General features: G+C 38.6%; 5 protein-coding genes and 1 pseudogene. 2 read left to right on the forward strand and 4 right to left on the reverse strand.

Annotation, left to right across the window (positions count from 1 at the left end):
- The 3 genes from ACIQ2Z_RS10905 to ACIQ2Z_RS10915 all read right to left on the reverse strand — a co-directional run.
- A partial coding sequence (locus tag ACIQ2Z_RS10905; protein WP_396184176.1) for a choice-of-anchor D domain-containing protein occupies positions 1-3699 on the reverse strand: 3699 nt, incomplete at its 3' end.
- Between the two features lie 176 nt (positions 3700-3875).
- On the reverse strand, positions 3876-8501 hold the full coding sequence (locus ACIQ2Z_RS10910; protein WP_396184177.1) for a reprolysin-like metallopeptidase: 4626 nt from the start codon (positions 8499-8501) through the stop codon (positions 3876-3878).
- Between the two features lie 144 nt (positions 8502-8645).
- A complete protein-coding gene (locus tag ACIQ2Z_RS10915) occupies positions 8646-12731 on the reverse strand; it encodes a choice-of-anchor D domain-containing protein (protein WP_396184178.1) in 4086 nt (1361 codons plus the stop codon).
- Positions 12732-12872: 141 nt separating this feature from the next.
- On the opposite strand from ACIQ2Z_RS10915, the gene ACIQ2Z_RS10920 reads away from it, so the two are divergent.
- The gene (locus ACIQ2Z_RS10920; RefSeq protein WP_396184179.1) at positions 12873-13352 is read left to right on the forward strand and encodes a regulatory protein RecX; all 480 of its coding nucleotides are present in this window, start codon (positions 12873-12875) and stop codon (positions 13350-13352) included.
- 328 nt (positions 13353-13680) lie between these two features.
- Positions 13681-14025 carry a hypothetical protein gene (locus tag ACIQ2Z_RS10925; protein ID WP_396184180.1) on the forward strand — a complete coding sequence of 115 codons (345 nt, stop codon included), beginning with the start codon at positions 13681-13683 and terminating at the stop codon, positions 14023-14025.
- Positions 14026-14283: 258 nt separating this feature from the next.
- Here ACIQ2Z_RS10925 and ACIQ2Z_RS10930 read toward each other — a convergent pair.
- Positions 14284-14757, reverse strand: a pseudogene (locus tag ACIQ2Z_RS10930) (TonB-dependent receptor); the annotation flags it as partial.

The following is a 14757-nucleotide window of genomic DNA, read 5'->3' on the forward strand; positions in this document are numbered from 1 at the left end:
ACAACCGTCATTGGTATCTCCATCACAGTTTTGATCGATACCGTCGTAACAGATTTCTGTAGCGCCGGGTTTGATGGAAGCTAAAGCATCGTTGCAGTCGCCGCCAACAGCTACATAACCAACTGGTTGCTCAACAGCTAAAATTGTGTTATTGTCATCACCATATCCATCATTATCACCATCAAAATACCAAGGAACAGGATTTAATGTGGTTACTGAAATAACATTTGAATTAACAGATGTAGAACCATTAAAAGCTCTTACCCTATAATAATATGTTGTATTTTGATCTAAACCATCTACATTGACTGATGTTCCATTTACGGTTAGATTTTCATATCCTAAAACATACACAACATTATTTCCACTACCATCAAAACTATGCAAACCTAAGGTTAAGGGTGTGCTTGGATCAATAGCACTCCAAACTCTTGAAATAACCCATTCAGAATCCTCTGTTGAGGTTCCGGCTGAAGCAGACCAATCTGTATTTCCGGCAGCGATTGATGATTTTCTAACAAGAATATTATCAACAGTAGCATTGTTAACTCCTGCAACACTCCAACCAGCTCCAGGATCAGTATTAGGTGTTCCAACTACATCAATCAACACATCATTTTTAAACAATCCGATGGCGTCATCTCCATTCCAACTTGCAAAACCAGCGTTATAGATATCCGCACCTATTACATCAGTTGCATTATTTGCTACTACAAGTGTTTCGCCGTTTACTAACGTACCGGACAAAGCTAAAATTGCTGTTCCTGTAGTTGGCCAACCTCCACCGTTTGTAGCTCTCATTAATTCATATGAAGATAAATCCACATCGGTACCTGTTCCGTTAAAAATTTCAACATATTTTCTATTTCCCGGAGCTCCTTCACCATATTCTGAAATAAACAAATCGGTTGCAGGAATTTCTTCTTGAATTGAATAAACATCTAATCGATAACTAGTTGCTCCCTCTACAGCACCCCAATTGGCAATAAAAGAAGTTGAACCAACAGAAGAAGCAGCTGTGGCAACTGGTGCATTAGGAGTTGGGTTTACGGCATTTCCACTTACTGAGACTACTTGAGTTGTAGCTCCTAATGAAGAAACTTCAATATCACCACCAGCAATTCCGACTGTAGAAGGATTAAATTGAACATAAACCGTTATTGGCTCACCCGTTAAACCACCACCTAAAGTTGGTAAATTTAAAGAAGATGTAAAAGTTGAATTATCAGAACTAACTAGAAAATCAATTGGCGCCACAACGCTCACATTGCCACTTAAATATTCTCCTGAGATTGTAAAACTTTGGCTAGAAGAGTTAGAACCCACTATAATGGTTCCGAAATCAGGTAATGTATTCACTGAAACTGTCAAAGCCGGTACAGGTATAAATCCTATTCCTGAAATACTTACAATTTGATTTATTGCTCCCTCTGCACTTAATGTTATTGTTCCGTTGTTTGCTCCTTCAGAAGTTGGAGAATAACGCACATAAACCGTAACCGGTTCTCCGTTTAACACGCCTGCAGTTTGTGTTAAATCAACTGAAGAAGTAAAAGTAATATTATCTAAACTTACTGAGAAATCAGTTGAAGCTGTTGCTGTAACAGAAGTTGTTAAAAACTCAGCCGTTACAGTAAAACTTTGACTAGCTGAATCATTTCCTACAATCACATTACCAAAATCAGGTAAAGAAGTAACTGAAGGAGAAATGATTGGGTCTGTTAATTGTTGTGTAGTTACAGCAATTACATTTGAGTTTTCGGAAGTAGTTCCGTCGAAAGCTCTTACTCTGTAATAGTAAGTTGTTTCAGGCGTTAATCCACTAACAGTTTGACTTAATCCATTAACGGTTAAATTGTTGTAACCCTCAACAAAAGAAGGTACTTCTGTCAAATTTCTGGTAAAACTTAAATTATCAATTGCAGGGCGAGCAGCTGCATTGTTATCAATTCTGATGATAAAATCTCCCGTAATGTTTAAACTGTTAACACTAAAAGTTTGAACAGTTGCATTATATCCAATCGTTCCCAAATTTGTTTCAGTAGTAAAACCCGCTCCGTGAAACACTCTTATTGTTACAATTCCATCTGCACCAGTAAAAGTTCTTAACACATTGAAACTTAAAGCTGTCAATCCTCCTGAAATAGTACCTGATATTAAATAAGCATCCGAAGCATTTTGAAGCGTAATAGCAGCATTGCTTGCATATACAACTTGATCTGTTCTAGACTTAAAAGCCGTCCAAGAAATACCATCAACTCCTGTCCAAGATCTAGTTAAATATGATGTTGAAGTTCCACCACCGACACCGGTAAATACTTCTGTAGTAGTTGAACCTGCGGTTAAACTCGAAAATGTTGGACTAGTAGAAACATCTAAACGATAAGACAATGCTCCCGCTACTTCTTCCCAATTAGCAATAAATGAATTTGTTTGGATGTCAGTTGCATCAATTGCTAAAGGAGCACCAATAATAGGGTCTACTCCTATTCCACTCACCGAAACAATTTGGGAAGCAGCACCTGTAGAAGAAATTTCAATATCTCCACCGGTAGCACCGGTGAAAGAAGGCTGAAAACGAACATAAATGGTAACCGGTTGACCATTGATATTTCCGCCGGTTTGTCCTAAGTTTAAGAAAGAAGAAAATGTAACATCATTAGTACTCACCACAAAATCTTCGGGTGCTACAATTAATGTATTTGAAGTTAATAATGATCCTGAAACGGTAAATGACTGGCTAACTGAATCTTCTCCTACTGTTACATTTCCAAAATCAGGTAATGTGTTGGCAGAAACTGTTAATTCAGGTGTTGGTTCAACACCATTTCCGGAAACGGTTACCGTTTTAGTAGCAGCATCAGTAGAGGTAAACGTAATCGTACCATTATTCAATCCCCCTGAGGTGGGAGAATAACGCACATAAATAGTCACCGGTTCTCCATTTAAATTACCTCCGGTTTGACCTAAATTAAATCCACTGGTAAAAGTGGAGTTATCGGTACTGACTTCAAAATCTGATGAAGCAGAAACCGCAACAACATCCGTTAAATTATCAGCAGAAACCGTAAAACTTTGACTGGCTGAATTATTTCCGACAGCAACAGAACCAAAAGACGAAAGCAAACTAACACTTGGGGTAATAGTTGGGGTGGATGCTCCTAAAAAATCGGTAATTTGAAAAGTATCAATATTTAATCGATTATTAGAAGCTCCTGTCTCAACTGCTTTCTTGATTCTTACGCGTACATTTCCAGTAATGTTAACTGTTTCGCTAAATGTTTGCACAACATCAGTTGTCGGAGCTGTAAAATCTGAACCTGCTTGAGTCCAGCTTCCACCATCATTGGTGGAATATTCTACTCTCCAGGCTACTTGAGCATCCGTTCCATATCTTCTATATTGAAAAGAAAGAACACCCATTCCATTCGTTTTGTTTTGGGTCATGGTAATCGCTGATGCTGCATAACCTCTCATTCTAGCAGATTTTGTGCCTACTTTCCAGTCGGCAGCAACATCACCAATAAGAGCTTCTGTCATGGTCCAAGTAATACCCGATAAGGTAACTGATCCAGAGGCGTAACCTGCCTTTGACGCATCTTCAAATCCCGTAGAATATTGTGCTGAAAGATTGAAACCACTCAAACAAAACAATAAAACAATGAATTTGAAAACATTTAATTGTAGAAATTTTTTCATGTTTTTTTATATTAATTTTTGACAGTTACAAATTTACACAGAATGTTAATACAATTCTAAAAATCACATTACGAATATGTTAACATTGTGTAAAACAGTTACAAACAATTGCCTTTGAGCAAAATAAAAAAACCGGACAAAAATTGCCCGGTTTCTCACTATTGATAGTGGTTATCTTAAAAAACAACTTTCCGTAGCACAGCCTGTCCGTTGTTCATAACTATTTTAACAAAAAGTGCCATATGTAAAGGCGTTAACCCCGGAACAACAAATTCCTGCTGTTGAAGTGTACCACTTTGAAATAACGTTCTTCCTAATACATCATATACCGTTATTTTTGAGAGCGGTTCAACTGTGGATTTAATCTTTAACTGACTTCCTCCGGTAGCTACTTGAACGGAATTGGAATAAGTATCCTCCCCAACACCAAGGGTCACGTTCTCATAAAGCAAATCAAAACGATTGCTGAAAACGCCGGCTTCGGTTTCAAAAGAATACCCTGCTTCTCTTAGATCATGCACAATTCCCAGTAAATTATCCCGTAAATAAATCGCTTGATCTCCTTCAAATAATCCATCAAAAGCACCTAAACTAATCATAAAGCTTCCCGCATTGCTCGTTTTAAAAACCAACGGAACCACATCAGTCGTTTCAAATGGAAGTACTCTTCCCTGAATCACATATTCTTCTCCTGCTAACAACGAAGATAAGGCCGTGTCTGAATCACCAATATATTTTCCGTCTATAAAAGCATCTACCTCATTAGTAGCACTGCTCATATAACCCACCATCATTTGACTGAATAAGCCCGCATTATTCGTAAGGTTTAACCAAATGCGGTGACGTTCCATCGTCGTTTGCGTAAGATACGGTAGGCCAAAAGTAGAGCGGAAAAATTGGTTGTTATTATTATCCACCCGCAAGGCATTCGAAAAGGAAGCCGTTGGATTGACAACGTTTTTAACCCCTACGATAAAACCTTGACCTACTTGTATCGTCCCATTCGGAATCGGACTCGTGGGCGAAGTGGTCGTAGCTCCACCTAACGTATAGGAAGCATAAGAAGTTCCCGCTGTATTATTGGTTTTTCGCCAGAAATAGATAATCCCTTCTAAATCCGTTTGGTTTGCGTTTAAAAAAGATTCCGCACTAATAGTCGAAGGATACGGATTACCAATAGCATTAAATTTTTGTGTCCCACTCAAATAGGTCAAAGGCACCTCAATCGTACCGTTTTTAGGAATGCCCGTAAACTGTCCGCTCCACGCTGTTGGGGTAGCAGGGTGATTGTCAGGCATACGAATCAAATAACCGGTTCCTTCCGCAAAAGGAGTATTGGCGGGGTCTGAAACAACCGTATAAACATTACCGGAAGTTCCATAGGTGTAAAAACGATTATTCAGCGTTAAATTCGAAAACTGTTTTAACGTCTGACTACCCGTAACCGGTGTAGACCACATCGCATAATCCAATCGCATCAAAGGACTCGTGTTTCTATGCACGGTGATGTTTCCGGTATTGGCCACATCGTCTATCTGTATTAAATTAGCATTATTCTCAACCGTAAATGCCGCTGTTTCGGCTACAGCAACCGCTCCCGAAACAATAAAATTGTGTCCCGATTGTAACGTAACTTGTGCCGTATTGGTAACCGCCAAAGAACAACATGCTAAATCCCCGTCTGAAGTATAATTCCCGGCGATAGTTGCCGCAACATTATTCACCGGACGCCCGTTAGTCCATAAACTTCCTGTCCAAGTGGTCGTAATGGCTCCACAAGCTAGAGGAGTTGTATCCATAGAACAAAAGGTAATTCCCCAACTGTTTATGGAACCACCATCAACGTTAAAGGCGTCAAAAACGCGTAAGGTCCATAAACCTTCCGAATTTTGTCCGATAAAATTGGATAAGGATTGAGCCGGAATCAAGGTACCGGTTATAGTAGGTGTTGAACCTTGACAAGTTAAAGTAACGCCATTATCATCAAAAGTTGCTACAGCATTATCTGCATTGTTACATTGTCCGGAAAACAACTGAACTTCCGTACCTGTTGGACTAATCAAGGTTACTGTCAAGTCACTTACCCAGGTGTGGGTGATATTTAACGTAACCGTTAATTTATCAATTATTTGGTTTTGTCCGGATGGAATGGTCAAGGTAGAATTGACAGTAGGAGTTCCGGAAGCTGAAATGGCCAAAGGCACATTTGTTGAATTTACTATCGGACTACAAACAAACACACCACCGGTAGTAAATCGGAACACCGCACTCCATTCGCCTGTACAAGACTCATTTTTTGGTAAAACCCTCCAAAAGTAATTCGTATTGTTAGTTAAACTTGTGTATGAAAATTGATTAGTACTAACTGTTCCTGAAGCAATAATTGTAGAAAAAGCCAGATCAGTAGCCAATTCATAATCATAGGTTGAAGCATTGGTATCAGCATTCCAAACAATGTTTCCTATACTATTAACCCCATAAGCCATGTTTAAAGGATTGACTGGCGTAATTGGTTCAAAACTTTTGATATCCACATACAAATTTACCGTTTTTGTGACAGCTCCCGAAGTGCCAGTGACGACCATTTGATAAACCCCCGGAACAGCAGTTACGGTGTTACTCAACTGCAATTGAACCGTACCATCAGCACTTAAGGTCGTAGGTGTAAGCGTTGCGATTGTTCCTGCCGGATTTCCGGTAACAGAAAAAACAGTCGTTCCGCTAAAACCACCAATCGTGGAATATAAAATAGAATACGTAGCTTCTTGTCCTTGACAAACTGACTTGTTTTGTCCATCCGGTTGTCCGTCAAAAGTCAAAGCAAATGTTGGTGTAGTAGTCGTAACCGTAAAATTCGTATTCGATACATCTAAAAAGATATTTTTGTTCCCTTTTACCATAATGCGGTTTTGGGTACCCGTGGTAGCTGGTATGCTAACCGTTTCACTACCGTCATTAGGCACTTTCGAAGCCAATAAAATCTGGAAACTGCTGCCACCATTCTGCGAAAGATAAATATCTACATTAGCACAATTCACCCCATTGGCGGTTGTGCCGGCCACATCCCAAGTCACCGTTTGATTACTTCCGGCTAACCAAGACACGTTTGTATTAGGGGTGTTTACAACAAAAGGACCGGTACCGGCCGCAGTTGTTACGGTCATATTGGCTCTTGCTGTTTGTCCTCCGTTCACTACTTCATTATCCCGAACGGTCAAAGCAAAATTCATGGTTCTCGCAACACTTGGCACAACTTCCCACGTATTGGCAGTTGCTCCGGTTAAAATGGTTGGCATAGTTGGTATATACCGGTCGGGATTGGTTTGTGGGCTTATTGAGCGGAAATTCGGTCCTCCTGTAGCTGTCGATACAGGAGGTTGGGTTGATACTTGGTTATCAATTTGTTCCCAACAATAGGTTAAGGCGTCACCATCAGCATCTGTTGCATTTCCGGGTAAGATAAATGCCGTACTTCTTGGAATGGTATAATTTGGAATGGGTTGAATGACCGGTGCACTATTGTTATTATTACTATTAACGGAGCAATTTCCGGAACCGGCAACAAAAGCATCCATTTGTGCCATACTCACCGCGTGAAAATGGTCATCTGAATTACTTTGAACATTCGGTGCACAAATACCTGCATATCCAAGAATTGTGGTAGCACTTCCTGGTTCAACAGCAGTTGAACCCGTTCGGTTACAATTGTTGTTTTGAGTATGTGTTGCACCATACTGGTGACCCATTTCGTGAGCTACATAATCTACATCAAAAGGATCACCAATAGGATTTCCCTGACCGGTTACGCCTCTAGCTTTGTTTGAACTACATGGTGAATTTAATTGTGCTATTCCACCGCCACCTGTACTAAACACATGTCCGATATCATAATTGGCAGAACCTATTCCTGCATTCATAATAGGTTGAATTTCATTGATTAATGCACCCCCCTCATTATTGGTCAAGGCATCCGGTTTTTCCGGTAAGTAAAAGATTACGTTTGCATTGTTAGGTACAATGACCATCGTAAGCGACATATCTCGTTCAAACAACCCATTTACACGGGTCATAGTAACATTCATTGCGGATAACACCGCATTATCTCTCTCGGCCACTGTTCCTGTTGACACTCCTGCGAGATTGATATGGTATTGTGCATACTCTATAGTACAAGCTAAACCTAAACGATAGGTTCTAAAAATTCCTGTGTTGGACTCAATATCATAAGCATTTTTGGGGCTAAAATAAGCCGGTTTGTCGGTATTGATTTCAGTTTCTGCTGTCAAGCACTCGAACGAAGAACTTGAAATGGCATCTTTCTTACGATAGACCATGTAATGATTTAAATCGGCTGTATAAGGGTCAATATATACAGTTCCTTTTGGAGATAAAATCATCGCATGGACCCCAAATCGTGAGATACTAAAACGAACTGTAGAAAATTTATTATTCACCGCTACCCCCACATATGATCTAATGTCCGGAAATTGTTCTTGCAAATCATTATGCATTACCGGAGCTTCATAAATTCGATATGGTTGAATTTCACCCTCCGTATTTGGAAAGTAGGTAATGTGAGATGAAATTATTGAATTAACACCGCGTAACGGTGCGTTTTGGAGTTGGCTTTTAAAAGCAGAAAGGTTCAACGCATAAGTGTCAAATTTAATAATTACATTTGTTCTTTCTATTTTTGAGACGGTTTGCAAACTGTATTTTTCAACACTTTGCCAAGGTGAATTCTGTTGAGCATAAACAGTAAACACCCCAAATGCAACTAGCAAAAGGGTAATTTTTTTCATTAATTTGAAAATTTAGTTATTCCAAATATGAGAAAAAAAAGTGAGATTGATGATAAACTTGTTAAATTATCGATGAAATACCCATAAAAGGAAAAATCCCGTCCGAATAAACGGACGGGATTTCGTAATTTTTTTATAAAGAGATTACAAAATTAGTTTCTTGGAAACGAGTTGACCATTTTCTAATTCAATCTGAACAATAATAGTTTGTTTAGTGATAGTTGTGTTAACCACAAATTCGTTAGTATTTTGGACTTGTTGAGTATATAACATTCTTCCTAAAACATCATAAATCGAAACATGACTGATGTTTTCCAAAGTAGATTTAACATTGAGCAATCCATTAGAACCAAATGCAATTACACTGGAAGCAATTGTATTAAAATCAGGATTAGATAATGTTTCATACTCATAACGCAACTCAAAACGAGTATCAAAAATACCTGCATTTGAATCAAAAACATAAGGACTTATAGTTAAATCATGAATTATGTTTAATAACTTATCTTCGATATACACTTTTTTATCCCCTAGCCCTACTATATCAGCAATAGCTAGAGTAAATCTCCCGGCTGCAGAGGTATTGTAACCCATAGGCACTCGATCATTTTCATCAAATGGTAAAGCTTTTCCTTGAATAATATAGGGTTTAGTATCAATTAACGAGTACATTTTTGATGTTCCATCCACTTTAGTTGAAGCATCAAACAACCTGTCTTTTCCATTGCTAGCGCCCTCTGTATATCCCACTAAGGTTCGAACAGCGCTTCCGTTTTGCGGAATAAAATCTAACCAAATTTTAAATTCTTCCTCTCCATTCAACACACTTGCATTTCTAAAAAATTGATTATTTGCATGTGTTATGTTACGCATTGAATTTTTAAAAGTAACTGTTTCAGTGGCAGCCGGTCCGTCATTCATCAAAACAAAAAACCCTTGTCCTGAAGCTATGTAGCCATTAAATCCTAACGGTCCGCTTGTTGTTCCTAAACCATTGTAAACAATATAATCATTCGGATTGTAGTTATAGGCAAAATTGTTATAAAAAGGATCGTTATAGGCCACATCAGGTAGGAGGCCATGGGTCCAAATTCGAACCGAACCTTCAATGTTTGTGTTTTCATTTAAAAAATCCAAAACCCTTATGGCAGATGGATAAGGATTTCCCACCAAATTAAAATTATCATCATTTGCTGTTACAGTTATGGCAGGATTAGTTGGACTTGGATAACCCGCTGGATCTTCATAAGAACCACGTTGAATTTCTGGTGTAATAATTCCGTTATGAAGTACACCTGTAAATGTGCTATTAAAAGGCTGAATGGTCGTATTAAAGGAGGAAGGTCCGCGAACAATATAACCTTTTCCTCTTTTCATGTTTTCATTGGCTGTTGTCCAATTACCGAAATTTCCACTTATAGTTGGCAACCATTTGAATACGTTAGAGGCAGGGGTTCCTGAAGAAATACTTAGCACAGGAAAATCAATTACCGGCGACGACCAATACACATAATCCAAGCGACGTATAGTGGCGGTTTTTTGCACTGCTACATTTCCAATATTAACAGCATAATCATCTAATTGAACTAAACTACCATTATTTTGTATGGTTAATGTTCCGTTGTTAAAAATTCTGCTGCCGGATTGTATATAATCATCTGGATTAATAATTACTGTTCTGCCGCTATTAATCTGGCACTCACAAGCTACCACATCTCCATGTGTAGCCGTATTATAATTTCCATTAAAAACTGCTCGTTCAATTGATGTTGGAGGAATTCCACCACCACTCCATGTTGCACCATTCCAAGTTTTCAACAGGGGTGTTCTTCCTCTTAATCGGATATCATCGATAACCCAAACTTCCGTATTAATGTCATTTTCTAATTCTACCTTTACACGTAATTGAGATGACAATGGAAGATTGCTAATGGTTAAAAATCGAACTCCTTGGTTAACAGAATTACTGGGTGGCTGTACTTCGTTTGGAATGTTAATCCCTTTATAAGCTCCACTGTAGGAACCGGAACTACTATTAATATTCCATATCGAGTTGCTCAATCCTCTTACTGTGAGTTCTTTAGACCATGTCAATCCACCATCAACACTTACATAAATTGTAACCAAATCAGAGAGATCGAGCCCTTGAGAAGGATTTACTGTAGTAGAATAAGCTCCAATTTTCATGTCAAAATCAATCTGACTGTATTGTGAAACATCAACTGCATCAAAAGTTACCACCACTTTTGCTTTAGGATCGCTATTAGAAGGAAAAGGTCCGGTTACTTGTAAACTATTTCCACTCGCTCCGGCATATTTTAATGAAGTTAATGTACGACTATTGCCATGTGCACTTCCTCCCGTGATCACCGGAGGATTTGCTCCAAACTCGGTTGCAGTGGAATAAGGCCAAGTGGAACCTGCATCAAAATTTTGAACTCTAACAGTAGACAAACCACTTAACTGACATTCATCAAAATCAATTCCAACACCTGAAATGGCAAAAACATAAGGACTCTTTCCAATAACATCATTAATTATGGTCACTGTAGCCTCTCGTAATCCTAACGCAGAGGGGTTAAAAGTAATTGATAATGTTGTACTATTATTGGGTGCTATAGGAGTAGACGGAACGGTTGTTACCGAAAAATCTGCTGCATTTGGCCCGGTAATTGTAACCGGCAATGTCAAGTTTAAATTCTCACCTCCAAAATTGGTGATGTAAAAATTTCTAACTTTGGTTCCGGCAGCTTCGTTTACATTACCAAAATTTGAATGATTTAAAAGGCTGGGTGTTGTACTTCCATTGGCAATTTCTAAACCATTACCAATTACCCTGATATCCGGTGCAGAACCCGTTCCTTGAATAGTGAATGTATATGGATTTTCGTCGGAATCATTATTAGCTATTGAAACAACCGCTGTTCTAACTCCACCTGTTGAAGGCGTAAATCGAATTTGAAAAACCACATTATTTCCTGCCAAGATTGGTGTTGCAGGTTGTGCAATAACCGCAAAATCTGCAGCATGAGGCCCACCAATAACCACTCGTGGGGTTCCTGTTAAATTCAAGTTTGAAACGCCAATATTTTGAATTCGGTAGTCTTTTATTTGATTATTTCCAACGAGTACCGATGCAAAAAGCGTATTGTTAAAGGCATTTGGAATTGTATTACCATTCACAATATTATTAGTCCCTCCGGTAGCCCCTCGAATATTTATTTCTGGACCTGGATTGGTAATAGTGATCACTAACGTTTGCTCATCAAAACCGCCGATATTAGTGGCTGAAATTGCTACCAAAAAAGTGCCTGTTACTCCCGGAGTTGCTGTTATAATTCCGGTTGAAGTATTAATACTGAATCCGGCCGGTAACGAGGTTGCATTGAACGAAGTCGGAACATTGGTAGCCGTAATTGTATACGAAAAAGGCGACCCAACAAAACCGGAAGCCGTTAAATCACTGGTAATAACCGGTGGGCTTGGTGCACCAAACGTAGCAGTTATTGAAATATCGTCTAAACCAAATTCATCTCTCGCTCCAGTACCACCAACCGCAGCACTATTCCATCGAAAATAAAAATAATCGCCGGGAGCAATTGACAAACCGGTAATTGAAGTCGAACGGGAAGGAGAAGTTCCTACTTGAACCCAACCTAATGCATCTGCCGCTGCTATCGATGTATAATCTAAACCTCCAACCGAAGTATAAGTTGAATTATTTGAAGAATAGGAAAAATTAAAACTATTACTTCTAACCTGATCATTTCTAATAAAAAGATTGTAAGATACATTCAACGTATTTATAAAGCCAGCACCCGTATTTTGAATTCGTAACGTTAAAGTTCCGGGTTCAAAATCACTACCTACTGGTTGAATCATTAAACAGGGGTTTGCAACACTTTGTGGAGCCGCTCTGTAAGAATAAAAACCGCCAGTAGTTACTGCTGCTGCTGCTGCACCTCTGGTATAATCTCTATTTGTAGTTGTTTGGTTTCCACCAAAATTTAAAAGTCCATCACTCCAACCTGTCACTGCCCACGCATCCGAATCCAATTGTCCGGCTGATGGTGTGGGTTGAAAACCGGTTCCTGTAAAAGCACCATTAGAAACACCGGCTACAGTAGCCGAAAAATCGATGGTTTGCGAGGGAGTTCCTTCACTTAGTTGCACTTGCCCCCACGAAAAAGCACCCCAAAAAAGTGCTAATAAAAGTATTTTTATTTTCATTTTTAAAAATGATGAATTTTTGTAATTTCACTGGCTTTTATTGTTGAGATTTGGGGAAGACAAATTTACAGCTAAATTCCAGAATTTCAATACCTTTGCGTTACTAAATTATTAACAAAAACGCGCTAAAATTTCAGCATATTGACCTCACTATCAACTACTTCTCCGGAAGAATATCTTGAAAAGATGCGATATTACTGTTCTTATCAGGAACGGTGCCATGCCGAAGTGGTTCAAAAACTCTATTCGCTTGGGGCCCCACAACTAATGCATGATGAAGTGATTGTGCATCTACTGCAACACAATTTTCTAAACGAAGAACGGTTTGCAAAAACCTTTGCTTTGAGCAAATTTCACCAAAAAAAATGGGGAAAAATCCGAATCACGAACGAACTCAAACAACGGCAAATTTCTGCTTACCTCATCACCAAAGGCCTTCAGGAAATTCCATCCCACGAATACGAAGAAACCTTTGAAACCCTAACCGAAAAAACCTGGCAAGCCATCACAGAAAAAAACGCCCTCAAAAAACGCAAGAAATTCTGCGATACGCTCCTCCGCAAAGGTTGGGAAAGTGAGTTGGTGTATGAAGTGGTCAAAAAACTGGAAAAAAACAGCTAAAAATGACTTGGTTTTTGACTCAAAAAAGAACTTTAAAAAAGGAAAAAGAAATCTTCTACGAAGCAGGCTAAAAAACGAAAAAAACACTTTTTCTCAACCGTTTTTTTTCAATATTTCGTAACTTCAAATGTCCAAAAACATCCCTAGGATTTTTTAACATAGACAATTAAAAATTTTAGAAATCATGCGTGTTAAATTAATTATTTCAGCACTCTTGATGACGTTTATCATCAGAGTGCAAGCACAAAACAAGGGTGATTATAAATCGAAAGGAAATGGTGCATAGACAACCGCAACCACTTGGTTAACCTACAATGGTTCTGCTTGGTTGAACGCCACTTCCTATCTTGGTCAAAATACAAGTACGGCAGCTGTCTTAGTACAAAGCGGAAACACCGTTGCCATGGGAACCGCCAATGTCTTTTTAAACCAAACCGGTGTCATTACCGTAAGTGGTCAGCTCAATTTAAACGGAATTAACCCAAATCCCGGAAGTACCTTTTCTTTTAACACCACAGCCATCATCGTTACAGCCTCACCCGCGGGAAGAATAAAATTTGACAACAAAGTAAAACAGATGTTGTCCGAAAACGCTTCCATCCAAAACTCAATCATTCAATCTAAACAAATTGAAGTTTTCTTTGTTAGTTATCCTTTATTTAGCTATATTTGATTTTATTTCTTTCTTCTTCTATCGACAGAAGAACCTCCTAAGCAAGAAACACTAAAACAAGAATAAATCACCAAATAAATTAAGTATGTTGTAACGATATGGCGACTATATAGCGTGTTTATAGCATATCATCGGTTGGTCATCTCCATAGATACGTCACAACAAAGGCTGGTTAAAGCCGTATTGATTGTATCCATAAAAGTAAAAAAGAGAGCCTTTTACCAAGACCCTCTTCTGATATACTAAAATATAAAGCAGTTATTCAAAGTCATATTTCACCCCAAAAAGCAGATTCCCTTTGGGCATAGGCACCAAATTAGTTTCGGAATAAGCTACATTAAAGATATTATTCGCCACTAACGAAAATTCAAAAGCTTTCATTCGCACCACCACATTCGCATCTACTATCCCATAACTATCGCCTGAAGTACGCTCCACATAGCGATAGGAAATGGTTTGTGAAATGTTTTGAAAGAACTGACTGTTCCATTGCCCTGTAAATTGGTGTTTGGCAGAATTAATAGAATAGCGTGAAAAAGCAGCATCAATTTCCTGAATATTGTCTTCAATAAAAGTGTAGCCCAAATTGATTCGTTGAGCAAAAGAAAACCAAGTGTATTTATAATTAGACCCCACCTCAAACCCTTTGGTATTCAAACTACGGATATTATTAGCTTGGTATTTATCCGATTCTAGTTCTTTCGTATAATCAATTAAATTCTTGGAATCCCT

Origin of the sequence: Flavobacterium sp. (assembly GCF_044361015.1) — a bacterium.
Taxonomy (GTDB): domain Bacteria; phylum Bacteroidota; class Bacteroidia; order Flavobacteriales; family Flavobacteriaceae; genus Flavobacterium.

Bases quoted from the DNA above. Each gene is read 5' to 3' on its own strand.
- ACIQ2Z_RS10915 (WP_396184178.1), bottom strand. From the start codon at position 12,731: ATGAAAATAAAAATACTTTTATTAGCACTTTTTTGGGGTGCTTTTTCG.
- ACIQ2Z_RS10910 (WP_396184177.1), bottom strand. From the start codon at position 8,501: ATGAAAAAAATTACCCTTTTGCTAGTTGCATTTGGGGTGTTTACTGTT.